This is a genomic window from Nocardia terrae, assembly GCF_009760405.1.
In the GTDB taxonomy this organism is placed as follows: Bacteria; Actinomycetota; Actinomycetes; order Mycobacteriales; family Mycobacteriaceae; genus Nocardia; species Nocardia terrae.
Genome location: NZ_WRPP01000009.1, coordinates 216,337 through 231,370, shown reverse-complemented (window position 1 = coordinate 231,370; position 15,034 = coordinate 216,337). Strand labels below are relative to the sequence as shown.

Below are 15,034 nucleotides of genomic sequence, written 5' to 3'. Positions count from 1 at the left end.
GCGATGCCCCGGACCCTCACGGTCCGGGGCATCGCCCGTTTGCGGGGCGAATCGGGTTGTGCGGCAGGCGTATTCGCTTACGCCGCTACTCCCCTGCCGCCCGCACCTCGACGCGGCCGTGGTAGCGCTGGTCGATATCGGTGCCGTCATGGTTGTAGGCGTTCATGATGTCGGTGACCTCGGCGATCAGATCCCGCAGCGCCGGTGATTCGGTGTAACCGTCGGGCCAGCCCCACCCGCGCGGCACCGCGGCGACGCTGACGCGGATACCCGCGTCGAAGGGGGCGTCGACGGTGTAGGTCAGTTGCGCGGGGGCGTCGCGGATCGCGCTGCGGGCCACCAGTTCTCCCGGGACGGCCGCGTCGGCGAAGACCCGCGCCAAGGCCAGGTCCTCGCGGATCATGTCCGCGATGCGCGACAGGCTCGCATGCCGTCCGGGCTTGTCGTGGCGTGCGCCGTAGGTGCGGTCCCCGCGCACGGAACGGCTCGCCGCGCTCGTGCCCTGGATCCGGTCCAGCATGCGTTGGGCCGCGGCGCGTTCGGCGGCTCCGGTACGCGGATGCTCGATCAGGTTGCGCAGCCGTTGGATTCGCGTCGCGCTCACCGTCGCCATGGTCTCCCCTTCCGCCGCCTTCGACCTCCGATCATGCCAGCGGCAGCAACCGCAACGCCAGGCGCGGGCACAGCCGCACCGCCTCCCGCGCGGCCGCCAGATCGGCGGCACCGATGACGGGGTCACGGTGGTCACGCGTGAGCGGGTAGCCCCAGTCGTCGCGGGCCAGCTGCCCGGGCAGCAGTTCCCCGCACAGGCCGCGACCGTCGCAGCGAGTCCAGTCGATGTGCAGGCGTTGTGGGGTACTCATCGTGCGGCTCCGATCGGGGCCAAGGGGATTCCCGCCGTGCAGCTGCCGCGTCGATGGCGGGCCAGATCGTCGGCGAACACCGTCAATGCCGAACCCACCAGGCGCGCGGTCCCGTCGGGGTGATGGCAGGCGCCTCGGCCCACGACCAGCCGCGCCACCCGGGCCACCTCGCCCGGGTCACCGCCGCCGTCGACGAGCTCAGCGAATCCGGCAGCCAGGGTGGGCAATCCGTTGCGGCAGGGCCCGCACTGGCCGGCGCTCTGCCGCGCCAGGTAGTCCACGATCTCGGCGGTCGCGCGCAACCCGCACTGCCCGTGCGGCAGCACGCGCAGCACACCGGCACCCGGGTGGGCGTGCAGATGCTCGAGACCCGGTCCCGACAGCGACGCACCCGCCACCGCCAGACCCGAGATCCAGCTGCCGTGCCAGCCGCCGACCAGCACCGCCCGCACCGTCGCAGGATCGGTGCCACCCCAGCGGGACAGCAGCTCACCCAACCCGATGCCCGACGCGACCTCGAAGACACCAGCGTTCCTGGTGCCCGACAAGCTGATCAGCCGGGTACCCGGTTCGGTATCGACACCCACCGCACGGAACCAGCCCGGCCCGTACCGGGCGATCAAACCCACCTGAGCCAGCGTCTCGACGTTCTGCACCAGGGTCGGGCGACCGTGCAGTCCCGAACGCGACAAGCTCACCACCTGATCGACAGGGACGGCCGCACGCCCGGCCAACCGGTTGACCACCGCCGACTTCTCCCCCGCCAGAAACGTCTCCGTCGCGGCGGTCAGCTCGATCTTCGGCTCCCGGTATCCGGCCGCGCGCCGCTCGGCGATGGCCCGACGCACCGCGCTCAGCACCGCTTCGGGCGCATACAACCGGCAGTCGCGGCTCCCCACCGCCGCGGCCGTCGCCACCAGCCCGTCCAACACCAGATGCGGTGCGCGCGTGAGCAGCACGGCGTCCTTGTGACTGTCGGGTTCGCCCTCGGCCCCATTGGCGATCACGATCGGGCGTGCCGCCGCGGCGACCGCGCCCAGCTTGCGCGCCGTCGGGAACCCGGCACCCCCGCGCCCGCGCAGCCCCGACGCCGCGACCGCATCGAGCAGCGCCGCCGTCACCACCGGCAGCCGACCGTGCGTCGCCTCGTGCGCGGTCAGCTCCGCCGCCGGCGCGGCCAGCAGCCGAACCCCCGGCGCACGCATACTTCCCAGGCCGTTCATCCGAGCACCCGCCCTGCCACGTTCCCGACAGCGCCGATCTCGGTGAAGCCGCGGCTGATCCGCCACCCCACCACGGCCGCCACCGCCCCTGCGCACACCACCAGCACCGCCAGCAGCCACGGCCGGAACGAGTCGGTCCCCGCACCCAGCACGTGCACCAGCGCGACCGGCCACAACCCGTAGGTCGCCCAATGCACCGCCCGGAACGCGCCCGGCCCGATCCGATGCCGCAGTAACCCCGAAACCGTCACCGCCGCCAACAGATCCACCGCCACCGTCCCGAACCCCACCCACACCGGCCGATACGAGCCCGCGAACGGCACCACCACATCCACCAGCCGCAACTGCGCCCACGGATCCAGCAGCAGGCTGCCCACATGCAGCGCCACCAGCGCGGTCGCCGTCAACGCCGCCCCGCGATGGAAGATCGCGATCCCCGTGCGCGGCAACACCACCGCACGACCCGAGCGCGCGACGACACCCGCCACCACCGCCACCGTCAACAACACCAGCGCCGTGATTCCGGTGCCCCGCCCGAACGCCCACATCGCTTCGTCGAAACCGGCCTGACCCATTACCGCTCACCGTCCCCTCGCACGGACACATCCGCTCTACGGCGGTGGTCCATCCGCCGGGATGCCGATCGCCTCACCCGGCCGCATGCCGATCGTGGTGGCGTCGGCTCGAATCGGTTCGGCCGGTTCATGATTGGGCTCCGTTCATATCGAATCGAATTCGCGCTTGTCCTCGGCGGCGAGGTCGGATTCGGGCCAGCCGCCCAGAACCACCACCGCACCGTCGCGCCGTACCAGCCGCGCGGGTAGTCCACCCGCGCGCAGACCCGTCAACGCGTCACGACCGCGGACGATCGCGGCAGTCGCGGCGGTATTGGCTGCCAGACAACTCGACGCGGCCACCGATACGGTCCGCCACTCCGGGTCGGCGGCCACCCCGGTACGCGGATCGACGATGTGATGCACCACCGACCCGCCACGCCACCACCGCCGCCGCAACGTGCTCGACGTGGCCAGGCCCGCACCCGCGGGAAGCGCTACCCGCGAACGAGGTTCACCGGGACGATCCTCCACGAGCACCTGCCATCCGCCATCCGGCGCCGCACCCGCGGTCGCGATATCACCGCCCAGGCTCACCAGCACACCGCAGCCCAGACGTGCGGCGACCCGGTGCGCGCACACGTCGGCGGCCAGAGCTTTCGCGGTCGCACCCAGATCCAGCAGCACCCCGGCGGGCACACACAAGAGCTGACCTTCGAGGCTGACCGCGGTCCAGTCCACCCGCGCGGCGATCGCCACCCGTGTCTCGCTGCGCCGGGATTCCGGGACTGCGCTCCAGCCCCCGGCCACTTCGGCAGCCACCCCGGTTCCCGCCACCAGCGCGGGCGAATCCGAGGTTGCGCCGTCGGCTTGGGGTGCAGCGGCCGTCTCACCGGTGCCGAACGCGACGTCGGCGGCCTCAACCCGGGTGCGCGCGTCCGACTCTCGTGCTTCCCGGCCCGACCGGGCGGGCAGCAGCAACCCGAAATCGCGGTCGTATCCCAGCCCGATCATCGCGGCACCGACCGTGGGATCCACGTCGCCGCCGGTATCGCGGGCCGCTGACAACGCCGCACGCACATGCTCGGCCAGCAGGGCGCTCACGTGCACCGGTTTGCCGTCGGCGCGGGCCAGACGGCTGACCTCCGAATCCGCGCGGAAGCGACTGCACGCCGCGTCGACCTCCGCCAGATGCGCCCGGACCAGGGCACGAGCGGAAGCCGAGGCCGCCGAGTCGGTGACCACCACACGCGCCGTCGTGCTCCACACCGGCCATTCGACCGCCGAAACAGCCGCGGTCATGAGCCGCTCGATCGGGCGTGACTGCGACCCGAACCCGGACTCAGCGTCGGCACCGGAGTGACGGCGTTCGCGGCGGTGCCGTCCGAGGTGACAGTGCTGCCCTGATCGGTGGATTGGGTTGCCCCGCCGCTGGATCCGCTGCCATGGGCATCGAGGTAAGCCAGCGTGGTGGCGGTGAGGGTGCCCGCCGCGGTCACGGCGAGCAAGGCGACGGTCGCGGAGCGCCCGGCCCGCAGACTCGGAAGTGACGACGGCATTGCAGATCCTGTTCGAGAGTTCACCGGAAGCCGTCTCGGCTCCCGGGAGGTGTGAAATCCAGGATGCGAACTGCCGCTGTGAGCACGCTGTGAAGCAATGACCCGAATGCTGCGAATGCGCCGGGAACCCCTCCAGGAGTACCCGGCGCGATGGCTGGGGTCAGGCCGGACGCGTCTCGTGCGCGATCCCCGCATGCTCGCCACCCCGGCGGAAGCGCAGCAGCCGCAACGCGTTCGCCACCACCAGCAGCGTCGAACCCTCGTGAATGAACACCGCGGGCCCGATCGGCAGCCCCAGCAGCGTCGCGGGCACCAGACCCGCCACGATCACCAACGCCACCGTCAGGTTCTGGCGAATGACGGCCGCCGTGCGACGGCTCAACGCCACCGCGAACGGCAACCGGCCGATGTCATCGGTCATCAACGCCACATCCGCGGTCTCCAGCGCCACCGCGGAACCACTCGCGCCCATCGCGATACCGACCGAGGAATTCACCATGGCGGGAGCATCGTTCACCCCGTCACCGACCATCGCCGTACCGCCGCGCGCATTCAGCCGCGCGATCATCGACACCTTGTCCTCGGGCAACAGCCCACCGTGCGCACCATCGAGACCCAGACCCTCGGCGACCGCGTCGGCCACCCGCTGATTGTCACCGGAGATGACGACCATATCGGCGACACCCAACGCACGCAGCTGCGCGATCACCGGCGCGGCCTCCGCACGCGGTGTATCCATCACCCCGATGACACCCAGGTACGCGCCACCGTCGCGCACGATCATGGTCGTGCGGCCCAGCCGATGCAGATGATCGACCGTCGCGGCGATATCCTCGGGCACCCCGAAGGGGTCCAGCTCGTCGAACATCCGCAGGTTGCCGATCTCCACCGGCCGCCCGTCCACCAACGCCGTCACGCCCCGGCCGGTCACCGAATTCACCTCCGTCGCAGTGCTTTCCGCCTCCGCAGGTACCTGCTGCACCAGATCACGGGTGATCGCGGCCGCCAGGGGGTGATCGCTGAAGGATTCCACCGCCACCACCGTCGTGACCAGCTGCTCACGCACCCCCTCCCGCACCGGCACCACCTCGGTGACACGCGGCTGACCCCAGGTCAGCGTGCCCGTCTTGTCGAAGGCGATCGAACGCACCCGGCCCAGCGACTCCAGCGGGCCACCGCCCTTGGCCAGCACACCCGCCTGCGCCGCGCGCGCCACACCCGCGAGCACCGCACTCGGGGTCGCGATCGCCAGCGCGCACGGGCTGGCCGCGACCAGCACCACCATGCCGCGATAGAAGCTGTCCGCGAACGGCTCCGACAACGCCAGCACCCCGAACCCGATCACGGCGACCACACCGATGATCACCGCCGGCACATACACCAGCTGGAACCGATCGATGAACCGCTGCGTCGGCGACTTCTGGGTATCGGCGTCACGCACCATGGCGATCACCCGCGCCAGCGTCGAATCCTCGGCGCGAGAGGTCACCCGCACCTCCAGCGCACCCGAACCATTGAGCGTGCCCGCGAACACCCGATGCGCCTCCGACACCGGCGACCGGCCCGCGAGCGCCGCCTCGACATCGGCGACCGCCGCCTTCTCCACCGGCATGCTCTCCCCGGTCACCGACGACTCGTCGATGGCGCTCACCCCGGCCACCACGATCCCGTCGGCACTCAACCGCGAATTCGGCAGCACCACAACGGTATCCCCGACCCGCAGCGCCGCCACCTCGATCTCCTCGACCCGATCCGGACCGCGGCGCACCAGCGCCGTGCGCGGCGCCAGCTCACCGAGCGCCGCGATCGACCGGCGCGCCCGGCTCATCGCGTACTCCTCGAGCGCGTGCCCGAGACTGAACAGGAACAGCAGCACCGACCCCTCGGCCCACTTGCCCACCGCCGCGGCACCGGCCGCGGCGACCAGCATCAGGAAATCGACCTCGAAACGACCACGCCGGATCGTCTCGTACGCCGAGCGGACGGTGAAGAAACCACCCAGCACATAGGTGGCCAGAAACAGCGTCGTCGCCACCCACCCCGGGGTGTCGAGCAGATATTTCGCCACCATGCCCGCGGTGTAGGTGACACCGGATCCGATCGCGAAGGCCATCTCCGCGCGCGGACTCAGCAGGCCGTGGCCGTGCTCGTCATCGCTTTGCCGGTTGTTCGCCGTGGTCTCCATACACGCGAGAATAACTTAGATACATGCGCATGTCTGCATGTGTTTATTAATTGCAGCGATGACCGGGCGATCTGCCGACTCACCCGACGGCGACGGCAGCCGCGAGGCGCTCGATATCGGCGGGCCGCACCCGGCAGCACCCGCCCACGATGGCCGCACCGAGCCGCGCCCACTCCCCTACCTCGCCCACCGAGAATCGCGACTCCCCCGTCCAGCAGCACCGATCGGCATCCCAGCCCTCCCCGCTGTTCGGGTACACGATGACCGGTTTGCCGCTAACCTCCCGCGCCAAGCGCACCGCCGCCGCGACATCGGCGGGCGCGCAGCAGTTCACACCCACCGCCACGATCTCCGGCACCTGCGCGGCGATCGCGAACGCCGCACGCAACGGCTGCCCGGCCCGGGTCCGCGAGCCGTCGATGGTGAAGCTCAGCCACGCGGGCACGCCACTGCCGTCGAGCAGCCCCGCCAACGCCTCGGCCTCGTCGATATCCGGAATCGTCTCCAGCGCGAGCACATCCGCGCCCGACTCGGCCAGCACGCTCAGCCGCGGCAGATGCCAGCGCTTCAACTGCGCGATCGAAAGCCCGTAGCGGCCACGGTATTCCGAGCCGTCGGCCAGGGCCGCACCGTAGGGGCCGATCGAGGCCGCGACCCAGCGCCGACGACCGTCCTCGAATTCCTCTCGGGCCGCGCGCGCCAGCTCGACGCCGCGCCGCAGCAGCCGCACACCCTGCGCCCTGTCGATTCCCCGGGCCTCGAAGCCCTCGAACGAGGCTTGATAGCTGGCCGTGGTGGCGATCATCGCCCCGGCCCGGAAGTAGGCGGCATGCACCGCCCGGATCTCCTCGGGCGCGTCCAGCAGCAGCCGCGCCGACCACAACGCGTCGGACAGATCGTGCCCGCGCGCCTCGAGTTCGGTGGCCAGCCCACCATCGGAGATCAGCAACTGAAACCTGTTCTATGTTGGAGGGCGTGGATGTCACCTACGAGAACACCCGACGCGAAATCGCCACCGACAAAGGCGTACTGCGCTACCACGAGGCCGGCGACGGCCCACCCCTGATTCTCCTGCACGGCTCCGGAATCGGCGTCAACGGCTGGCGCAACTTCCGCGGCAACCTCGGCTTCTACGCCGACCACTTCCACTGCTACGTCCTCGAATTCCCCGGCTTCGGAGTCAGCGACCCGGTCCCGGGCCACCCGGTCCTGACCGCCGTCGACTCCGTCATCCGCTTCCTCGACGCCCTGCACCTCGACTCCGCCGCCATCATCGGCAACTCCATGGGCGGCGTGGTCGCGGTCATGGCCGCCCTGCAGCATCCGCAACGGGTGGAGAAGGTCGTGGCCATCGGCGGCGTCGGGCACAGCCTGCTCGCCCCCAACCCCAGCGAAGGCACCCGCCTGCTGTCCGAGTTCGCCGACAACCCCACCCGCGAGGGCCTCGAGCGCTGGCTGCGCTGCATGATCTACGACCCCAAGATGATCACCGACGAGCTCGTCGAAGAACGCTGGCAAGCCGCGATCGACCCCGCCGCCCAGGCCAGCCTCAAAGCCATGTACGGCTCCGAAGCCCTTGCCCTGCAACAGCAGTTCCTCGAGAACTCCCCCACCCCGCCCTACTGGTCCATGCTGCACAAGGTCAAGAGCCCGGTCCTGATGACCTGGGGCGCCGACGACCGCCAGTGCCCCACCGACATGGCGCTCATCCCGCTGCGCCAGATCCCCAACGCCGAACTGCACGTGTTCCCCAAGTGCGGGCACTGGGTGATGTACGAGGCCAAGGAAGCCTTCGAACGCGTCACCCTCGAATTCCTGCACCGCTGAACAGGATTCCGGGTGGGCGCCGAGCCCACCCGGAGCGATGCTCAGCGGCCGCCGAACACCGCCGCGCGGCAGGCATCCAGCAGCCTCACCAGTTCGTCGCCCTCCTTGTCGTCGAGCGCCGCGAACGCCGGGGCGATCAGGTCATCGGTGATCGACTCCGCCTGCATCCAACGGCCTTTCAACTCCGCGTTGATCTCGTCGAACGGCTCCGGCCAGCCGAAACTACGCGCGTGCTGATCACCGGACTCGAGCGGCGAACCCGCGATCAGCACCGCCTGCAACGGCGTCAGGCCACTGCCCAGCACACCGACCAGATGCAGGCCGCCACGCAACTCCCGCAGGATGTGGATCAGCTGCAGCACCAGCCCCGGCGCATCCTCCGCCCGAGGCAACGCCCGCCAACCCGCGAACAGTGGCGCACCGACCGGATTCGCGGCCGCCACCACCGGCTCCAGCAGCTCGGCCAACCGCCCGGCGTCCTCGAAACCGGCCAGCTTGCGGCGACCGAAATCCTGACAGACCTTCAGATAGCCCAGCGCGGCCGCCTCGGCCGGAATCGAGGCCGTGGCCTCCCACGCCGCACGCACCGTATCGGGCCGGAAGAAACCGAAAGCCGAGGCCACCACATCCGCGTCGACCTCACCCAGCACACCACCGCGCCCACGCGTGTAGCCGGGCAGGAACCCCGGAACGCCGGTGCCGTCGGAGAAGGCTCTCGCTTCCCGGGAGAACATGAATCCCCCACCGATCTGCTGGATCTGATCCTTCACCGCGGACGCTACCGACATGTCCGTTCCTCTCTGAGCGGAAAGCGCAATCGCTCCGAGACTATTTCAGGGCCCGGACCCCGGGCATACGGGCACCCCGAAAGCGACGCGGAACACACTCCGGCACTGGCACGGACACCCGGGACAGCGAATCATGTTGCCCCCATGACCAATTCACGAACAGACCGGTCTGCCCAGCGGAATCACCTGCCCTGCAACCCACCTCGGCCCACCACAAGACCTGAAAGAGCTGTCGGTCAGATCCGCTAACCTTCAAGCGGTGCTAGGACATTCACATGCGACCAGCGGCGCGCTCGCCTGGTCGGCGGCGGCCGCGGCGCTACCGTTCACCGTCTTGACCTTTCCCGCAGTGCAATCCGGGGCCATCGGCTCCGTCGATCTGGTGATGGGCACCTTCCTCACCGCGGGCGCCGCGCTCCTCCCCGACGCCGACCACCCCAACGGCACCATTTCGCATGTGCTGGGACCGGTTTCGCACATCGCGTGCAAAATCATCTCCAAGGTCTCCGGCGGGCACCGCCACGCCACCCACTCCTTCGCCTTCGTCGCCGCCGTCACCTACGGCACCTGGGCCGGCGAACACCTGCTCGGCCGCTGGTTCACCCTCGGGCTCGTCTTCTTCCTGCTCGCCCTGGCCATCCGCGCCCTCAACTTCGCCCCCAACGGCGAAGGCGTCAAAGCCTGGGGCACCGTCGTCCTGCTCGCCGTCTGCGGCACCTTCGCCATCGACCACTGGATCAGCGACAAACCCCTCTGGCTGCCCTTCTCCGTCGGACTCGGCGCGCTCGCCCACCTCATCGGCGACTGCCTCACCGACCGCGGCTGCCGGCTGCTGTGGCCCCTGCAGATCCGCACCCGCGTCCCGATCATCGACCGCACCGGCAACAAGATCGAGACCATGGTGCTGGTGCCCATCTTCGCCCTCGGCACCCTCGCACTGCTCTGGTACACCCTCACCCACCATCCGTGAGTAGCGGAGTCCGCAGTGACGACCCCGCCTCGTATGATCCGAAGATCACCGCACCGGGCAGAACGGAGTAAGGCATGAGCGATCGCGAGGAACTGAGCTGGGAGCTCTTCGGCGACGCCAGTCGTGAACTGGCCCAAACCATCGCCGACGACGGCTTCGAACCAGACCTCATCCTGTCGATCGCCCGCGGCGGCCTGTTCGTGGCCGGATCCCTCGGCTACGCCCTCGACGTCAAGAACCTCCACGTCATGAACGTCGAGTTCTACACCGGCGTCGACCAGCGCCTGGACCTGCCGGTCATGCTGCCGCCCGTACCCAGCGCCGTCGACCTCACCGGCGCGACCGTCCTGGTCGCCGACGACGTCGCCGACACTGGCAAGACCCTGAAACTGGTGCGCGACTTCTGCTCCGACCACGTCGCCGAGGTCCGCTGCGCGGTCATCTACCAGAAGCCGCACTCCGAGGTGGACTGCGAATACGTGTGGAAGCGCACCGACAAGTGGATCAACTTCCCCTGGTCGGTGCTGCCGCCCGTGGTCAACCGCGAGGTGCGCGTCCTCGACGCCTGAGCCGAACACCCTCTGTACCAACGACAACGGCCCGGAACCGAAAGGTTCCGGGCCGTTCGTCTGCTATCGCTGCGTCAGTTATCAGACCAGCTCGGCGGAAATGATGGTGATCGGCTCGACCGGCACGTCCGAGTGCCCGGCCTTGTTGCCGGTGCGCACGCCCTCGATCGCGTCGACCACGGCGGCGCCATCGGTGACCTTGCCGAACACCGCGTAACCCCAGCCGTCCTGGCCCGGGTAGTTCAGGAAGCCGTTGTTGCTGGTGTTGATGAAGAACTGCGCGCTGGCCGAGTGCGGGGCCGAGGTACGCGCCATGGCGACGGTGTACTTGTCGTTCTTGAGGCCGTTGTTGGCCTCGTTCTCGACCTGGTTCGGGGCCGGCTTCTGCTGCATGTCGGCGGACAGGCCGCCACCCTGGATCATGAAGTTCGGGATCACCCGGTGGAACACGGTGTCCGTGTAGTGGCCCGCCTTGACGTAGTCGACGAAGTTCGCGACGGTCTTGGGCGCCTTGGCCTCGTCCAATTCCAGGGTGATGTCCCCGGCGGAGGTCTTCAGGAGCACTTTGGTCATGCGACCCATCGTATGGGAGCCGCCAACCCAGCGACCGAGCGGCATCGAATAACCGCTCCCCTCTTCGAGGTTGGAGGGTGATGGATGTAGTCAGACGGGTGTGTGCGGTCGCGTGCGCCGGAGTTTCTTCGAAACGAGACAACATGCGTAGATGCGCATAGTTCCATTTCTTAATGTTCAAAATATGACGCCTCGCAGGAGGCGCTGAACTCAGGCTTCGTACAGCTCCAGCGGCAGATCGTCGGGATCGGCGAAGAACGCGAACCGCTTCCCCGTGAACTCGTCCACCCGAACCTCTTCCACCGCCACTCCCCTACCCCGCAGCTCGGCGAGCGCATTCTCCACGTCCGGGACAACGAACGCGAGATGCCGCAACCCCGCCGCTTCGGGCCGCGACACCCGCGCCGGCGGGTCCGGGAAGGAGAACAACTCCACCTGTCCGCCATCGGGCAGCGCGAGATCCAGCTTGTAGGACCGTCTTTCGGCCCGGTAGTTCTCCGCGATCACCCGAAGCCCGAGTATCTCCGTATAGAACGCCTTCGACTTCTCGTAGTCCGAGGCGATGATCGCGACGTGATGAATCCGCTCCAGCTCCACTCCCCCGACGCTAGCCCACCCAGCGGGTTTTCAAGATCAGGGAGCTACCACCGAGGAATTTTGTCCGTTTTCCCGCGCTGAGAGCTCATTGATCTTCGTGGCGCCGGTCGGTGGCACGAATGGTCGGTGGGGGCGGTTATCGTTGATTTGTCACGTGGCGAACGAGAGAGAAAATGACGTGGGTTACGCAGGCTGGATGAGGTTCGGAGATCGGCTCGGGGTGCTGGCGGGTGTCGCGGCATCGGTGGGGGGCTAGGGCGATGTCGGAGCGGGAAGAGCCGGGGTGGGGGTCGCTGCCGGGGCGCGGTGGGGACCGGTTCGATGCGGTGGAGCGGTTGCGCCGCAAGCTCGAGGAGTTGAAGAAGGCGGAGGCGGGGTCTGCCGAGGGTGGGGATGCCGGGACGAATCTGACGCGGATGCCGCGGCGTCCACGGCGGATGAGCGAGGAGTCCGGCAAGCAGCCGGATCGGCCGTGGCAGCCGCTGGGCGGGTCGGTCTACGACCCCGCGCCGACTCGGCCGGTGCTGCGGTCGGAGTTGCAGCGTGAGACCGGCTGGTGGCCGGTCGATCCGAATGCGGCGGGACATCCTGAGCCGCAGCATGATTCGGCCGGTCCCGCGCAGGATGCGAGCGTGATCGATCTGGGTGCGGTGCGGCGGCAGCGTTCGGGTGACAGTTCCCCGGCTACCGGCGGCATGCGTCCGGTGGCCAGGCCGCGCAGGATCGGCTCCACCGGGGAGAAGTCCGAGCACGAGGCCGGGCGGGACGGCACGCCGGAGTAGGCCGGCGCCGGGTCTGACATCTGGTGTGAGTATTCAGGCGGCGGAGGGGTTTTCGAGGACGATGGCGACTCCTTGGCCGGATCCGATGCAGACTCCGATCGCGCCGTAGCGGGCATTGCGTTCGCGCAGTTCGGTGGCCAGGGTCAGGACGTAGCGGGCGCCGGTGGCGCCGAAGGGGTGTCCGATGGCGACCGCGCCGCCGTTGGGCGTCAGTTTTTCGTCGGGGATGGTGAAGCCGCCGAGCTGGTTGGGCAGTTCGCGCAGGACCCCGAGGGCTTGTGCGCTGAAGGCTTCGTGGACTTCCCAGACGTCGATCTGTTCGGGTGTCAGGCCCGCGCGTCGGATGGCCAGGGGCAGTGCCCATGCCGGGGCGAGTCCCATGTAGAGCGGATCGATTCCGTATACCGCCGAGGACACCACCCGCGCCAGGGGTTCGACGCCGAGTTCGGCGGCTCGTTCTCCGGAGGCGAGTACCAGCGCGCTGGCTCCGTCGGTCAGCGGGGTCGAGTTTCCGGCGGTCATCTGGGTGGTTCCCGGTTGCGGTGCCAGTGCGGCGAGGCGTTCGGCGGTGGTGTCGTCGCGGATGAATTCGTCGTGCTCGAACAGGCGGGCGGGCGTCTTCTTCGTTCCGGGGATCTCGACGGGCATGATTTCTTTGGCCAGTCGCCCGGAGTCCCTGGCGGCCTTGGCGTTTCGCTGGGTCCGCAGCGCGAAGGCGTCGATTTCCTCGCGGGTCAGTCCGTAGCGGTCGGCGACGTTCTGGGCGGTCTCGATCATGCCGATGTAGGCGTTGCGTGCCAGTAGTGCGGGGTTGGCGGGTCCGCCCGCGCCTGCCCACATGGTGTCGAGCAGGATGACCGGCCCGCGGGGTCCGAATGGGGAGTCGCCTTTCATGAACGCCCATCCGGAGCGCGACATCGATTCGACGCCGCAGGCGATGCCGACGCCGAGGTCCCCGGCTTTGATGGCGTGGGCGATATTGATGGTGGCGCTCAGTGACGATCCGCAGAATCGGTTGATCGTCGCTCCGGCCACGGTGTCGGGAAATCCCGCCGCCAGTGCGGCCCAGCGCGCGATGTCTCCCATTCCTTCGTGGGCGGGGTTCACGCACCCCGCGACGATATCCTCGATCTGGTCCGGTCCCACTCCGACGCGTTCACACGCGCCTTTCATGGTCATTCCCAGCAGGTCGTCGGCCCGGATGTGGGACAGCGAGCCGCCGTACCGGGCGAACGGCGTCCGGACGCCACCGAGCACGAACGCTTCTGTCATCACGATCTCCTTCGAGAGTGTCCTCGGGGTTTCGGCAACCGGGATTCAGAGCCAGTTGGCGGTTGTCGATGTGGTGGTCGTCGTGTTGGTCTCGGTGGTTGTCGTGGTGGTGGTGACCGCGGTCAACGCTAACCGACGGTGGTGTCGCCGAGCCGGATTGGCGGTTCGGGTCGGCTCGGTGACACGGCGGTCGTGTGGTCAGCGGATGGTGCCCGCGCCCGGGATCAGCGGCAGGTCCAGTGGGGTGACCCAGCCGGGGGGTAGGGCGTTGACGGCGGGGACGGCGTTGAGGGCGCGCATGCCGGTGGCCAGGCAGCCGGCGACCGCGGGGGTGCGGCCGGAGCCGTCGGTGAAGCGGAAGGAGGTTTCCTGGGAGATGGAGGGGCTGCCGAGGATGTCGACGCGGTACACGTCGTCTTTGGTGCCGGCGGGCCAGTCGGGGGCGGCGTCGAGGCCGATGCGGTTGACGTGTTCGAGGGTGATGACTTCGCGGCCGCGGTAGATGCCGTTGATGGTGAACCGGATCGCGGCGACGGTTCCGGCTTTGAGGATGCCCTTGGCCGAGGGCCGGTCTTCGGGGGTTACCCATTTGTCCCAGGTGGTGGTGATGGCGTCGAGTTCGATGCCGGAGGCGGTGGCGATCATGGGAACCGTTGCGCCCCAGGCCATGATGAGCATGTCGGGGTGTTCGAGCAGGGCGGTGAATTCGGGTGGGTGGCCGATGCCCATCTCGAATTCGTAATCGCCTTCGTAGTCGGTGTAGTCGAGCAGTTCGGAGGCGCGGACCGACTGCACTTCGCCGCACAGGCCCATCAGGGTCATGGGGAACAGGTCGTTGGCGAAGCCGGGGTCGATGCCGGTGGTGAAGCATGATGCTCCCCCGGCCGCGCAGGCCTCGGTGATCGGGTCGCGCCAGATGGCGGGCAGTTTGTCGGTGTGCGGCCATACCCACGGGGTCATGGCGGTGGAGCAGACGTCGATGCCGGCGCGCAGGAATGCGCCGATGACGCGCATGTTCTCTTCGGCGAAGGCGGCGGTGGGCCCGTAGTGCACGACGGCGTCGGGTCGCGTCGCGATGAGCGCGTCGATCGAGTCGGTGGCCAGGACACCGGTTTTCTCGGCTCCGCACAGGTCTCCGGCGTCGCGGCCGATCTTGTCGGGGTTGGAGACGCCGACGCCGACGAGTTCGAAGCCGGGGTGGCGCAGGATTTCGGCCAGGACCATGGAGCCGACGACGCCGGTGCCCCACAGCACGATTCGTTTGGTCACGGG

At 68.9% G+C, this 15,034-nt stretch carries 17 protein-coding genes; 4 read left to right on the top strand and 13 right to left on the bottom strand.

The window, feature by feature from the left end; translation table 11 throughout:
• Positions 1-85: 85 nt before the first annotated feature.
• From GPX89_RS35495 to mmuM, 8 genes are all read right to left on the bottom strand, one after another.
• Complete coding sequence (locus GPX89_RS35495; RefSeq protein ID WP_157392099.1) at positions 86-613, bottom strand: hypothetical protein; 528 nt, start codon at positions 611-613, stop codon at positions 86-88.
• Between the two features lie 31 nt (positions 614-644).
• Entirely contained in the window at positions 645-863 is a 219-nt protein-coding gene (locus GPX89_RS35490) for a ferredoxin (protein ID WP_157392098.1), read from the bottom strand.
• Positions 860-2,086 carry an NADH-ubiquinone oxidoreductase-F iron-sulfur binding region domain-containing protein gene (locus tag GPX89_RS35485; RefSeq protein ID WP_157392097.1) on the bottom strand — a complete coding sequence of 409 codons (1,227 nt, stop codon included), beginning with the start codon at positions 2,084-2,086 and terminating at the stop codon, positions 860-862. The genes GPX89_RS35490 and GPX89_RS35485 overlap by 4 nt, the downstream gene beginning before the upstream one ends.
• Entirely contained in the window at positions 2,083-2,661 is a 579-nt protein-coding gene (locus tag GPX89_RS35480; RefSeq protein ID WP_198347743.1) for a ferric reductase-like transmembrane domain-containing protein, read from the bottom strand. The genes GPX89_RS35485 and GPX89_RS35480 overlap by 4 nt, the downstream gene beginning before the upstream one ends.
• Positions 2,662-2,805: 144 nt before the next feature.
• On the bottom strand, positions 2,806-3,942 hold the full coding sequence (locus GPX89_RS35475) for an FAD:protein FMN transferase (RefSeq protein ID WP_157392096.1): 1,137 nt from the start codon (positions 3,940-3,942) through the stop codon (positions 2,806-2,808).
• Entirely contained in the window at positions 3,939-4,199 is a 261-nt protein-coding gene (locus GPX89_RS35470) for a hypothetical protein (protein ID WP_157392095.1), read from the bottom strand. The genes GPX89_RS35475 and GPX89_RS35470 overlap by 4 nt, the downstream gene beginning before the upstream one ends.
• A gap of 160 nt (positions 4,200-4,359) precedes the next feature.
• A complete protein-coding gene (locus GPX89_RS35465) occupies positions 4,360-6,384 on the bottom strand; it encodes a heavy metal translocating P-type ATPase (protein ID WP_157392094.1) in 2,025 nt (674 codons plus the stop codon).
• Between the two features lie 79 nt (positions 6,385-6,463).
• Positions 6,464-7,330, bottom strand: a complete 867-nt coding sequence (mmuM, locus tag GPX89_RS35460) for a homocysteine S-methyltransferase (RefSeq protein ID WP_198347753.1) — start codon at positions 7,328-7,330, stop codon at positions 6,464-6,466.
• A gap of 29 nt (positions 7,331-7,359) precedes the next feature.
• On the opposite strand from mmuM, the gene GPX89_RS35455 reads away from it, so the two are divergent.
• On the top strand, positions 7,360-8,211 hold the full coding sequence (locus GPX89_RS35455; RefSeq protein WP_328602672.1) for an alpha/beta fold hydrolase: 852 nt from the start codon (positions 7,360-7,362) through the stop codon (positions 8,209-8,211).
• A gap of 41 nt (positions 8,212-8,252) precedes the next feature.
• Here the strand turns inward: GPX89_RS35455 and GPX89_RS35450 are convergent, their stop codons facing one another.
• Entirely contained in the window at positions 8,253-8,999 is a 747-nt protein-coding gene (locus GPX89_RS35450) for an SCO6745 family protein (protein ID WP_157392091.1), read from the bottom strand.
• A 259-nt stretch (positions 9,000-9,258) separates the two neighbouring features.
• Between GPX89_RS35450 and GPX89_RS35445 the strand changes: the two genes are divergently transcribed.
• Together GPX89_RS35445 and GPX89_RS35440 are read left to right on the top strand one after the other, a co-directional pair.
• Positions 9,259-9,969, top strand: a complete 711-nt coding sequence (locus GPX89_RS35445; protein ID WP_328602671.1) for a metal-dependent hydrolase — start codon at positions 9,259-9,261, stop codon at positions 9,967-9,969.
• Between the two features lie 74 nt (positions 9,970-10,043).
• Positions 10,044-10,538, top strand: coding sequence for a phosphoribosyltransferase (locus tag GPX89_RS35440; protein WP_157392090.1), 495 nt, complete (start codon positions 10,044-10,046; stop codon positions 10,536-10,538).
• An 81-nt stretch (positions 10,539-10,619) separates the two neighbouring features.
• On the opposite strand, the gene GPX89_RS35435 is transcribed toward GPX89_RS35440, so the two are convergent.
• Positions 10,620-11,111 carry a peptidylprolyl isomerase gene (locus GPX89_RS35435; RefSeq protein WP_157392089.1) on the bottom strand — a complete coding sequence of 164 codons (492 nt, stop codon included), beginning with the start codon at positions 11,109-11,111 and terminating at the stop codon, positions 10,620-10,622.
• A 210-nt stretch (positions 11,112-11,321) separates the two neighbouring features.
• Positions 11,322-11,708, bottom strand: coding sequence for an SMU1112c/YaeR family gloxylase I-like metalloprotein (gene gloA2, locus GPX89_RS35430; RefSeq protein ID WP_328602670.1), 387 nt, complete (start codon positions 11,706-11,708; stop codon positions 11,322-11,324).
• Between the two features lie 260 nt (positions 11,709-11,968).
• On the opposite strand from gloA2, the gene GPX89_RS35425 reads away from it, so the two are divergent.
• Positions 11,969-12,490 carry a hypothetical protein gene (locus GPX89_RS35425; RefSeq protein WP_157392088.1) on the top strand — a complete coding sequence of 174 codons (522 nt, stop codon included), beginning with the start codon at positions 11,969-11,971 and terminating at the stop codon, positions 12,488-12,490.
• A 33-nt stretch (positions 12,491-12,523) separates the two neighbouring features.
• On the opposite strand, the gene GPX89_RS35420 is transcribed toward GPX89_RS35425, so the two are convergent.
• Both GPX89_RS35420 and GPX89_RS35415 read right to left on the bottom strand, forming a co-directional pair.
• The gene (locus tag GPX89_RS35420; RefSeq protein WP_157392087.1) at positions 12,524-13,762 is read right to left on the bottom strand and encodes a thiolase family protein; all 1,239 of its coding nucleotides are present in this window, start codon (positions 13,760-13,762) and stop codon (positions 12,524-12,526) included.
• A 198-nt stretch (positions 13,763-13,960) separates the two neighbouring features.
• Complete coding sequence (locus GPX89_RS35415; protein ID WP_328602669.1) at positions 13,961-15,031, bottom strand: NAD(P)H-dependent amine dehydrogenase family protein; 1,071 nt, start codon at positions 15,029-15,031, stop codon at positions 13,961-13,963.
• Positions 15,032-15,034 lie beyond the last annotated feature (3 nt).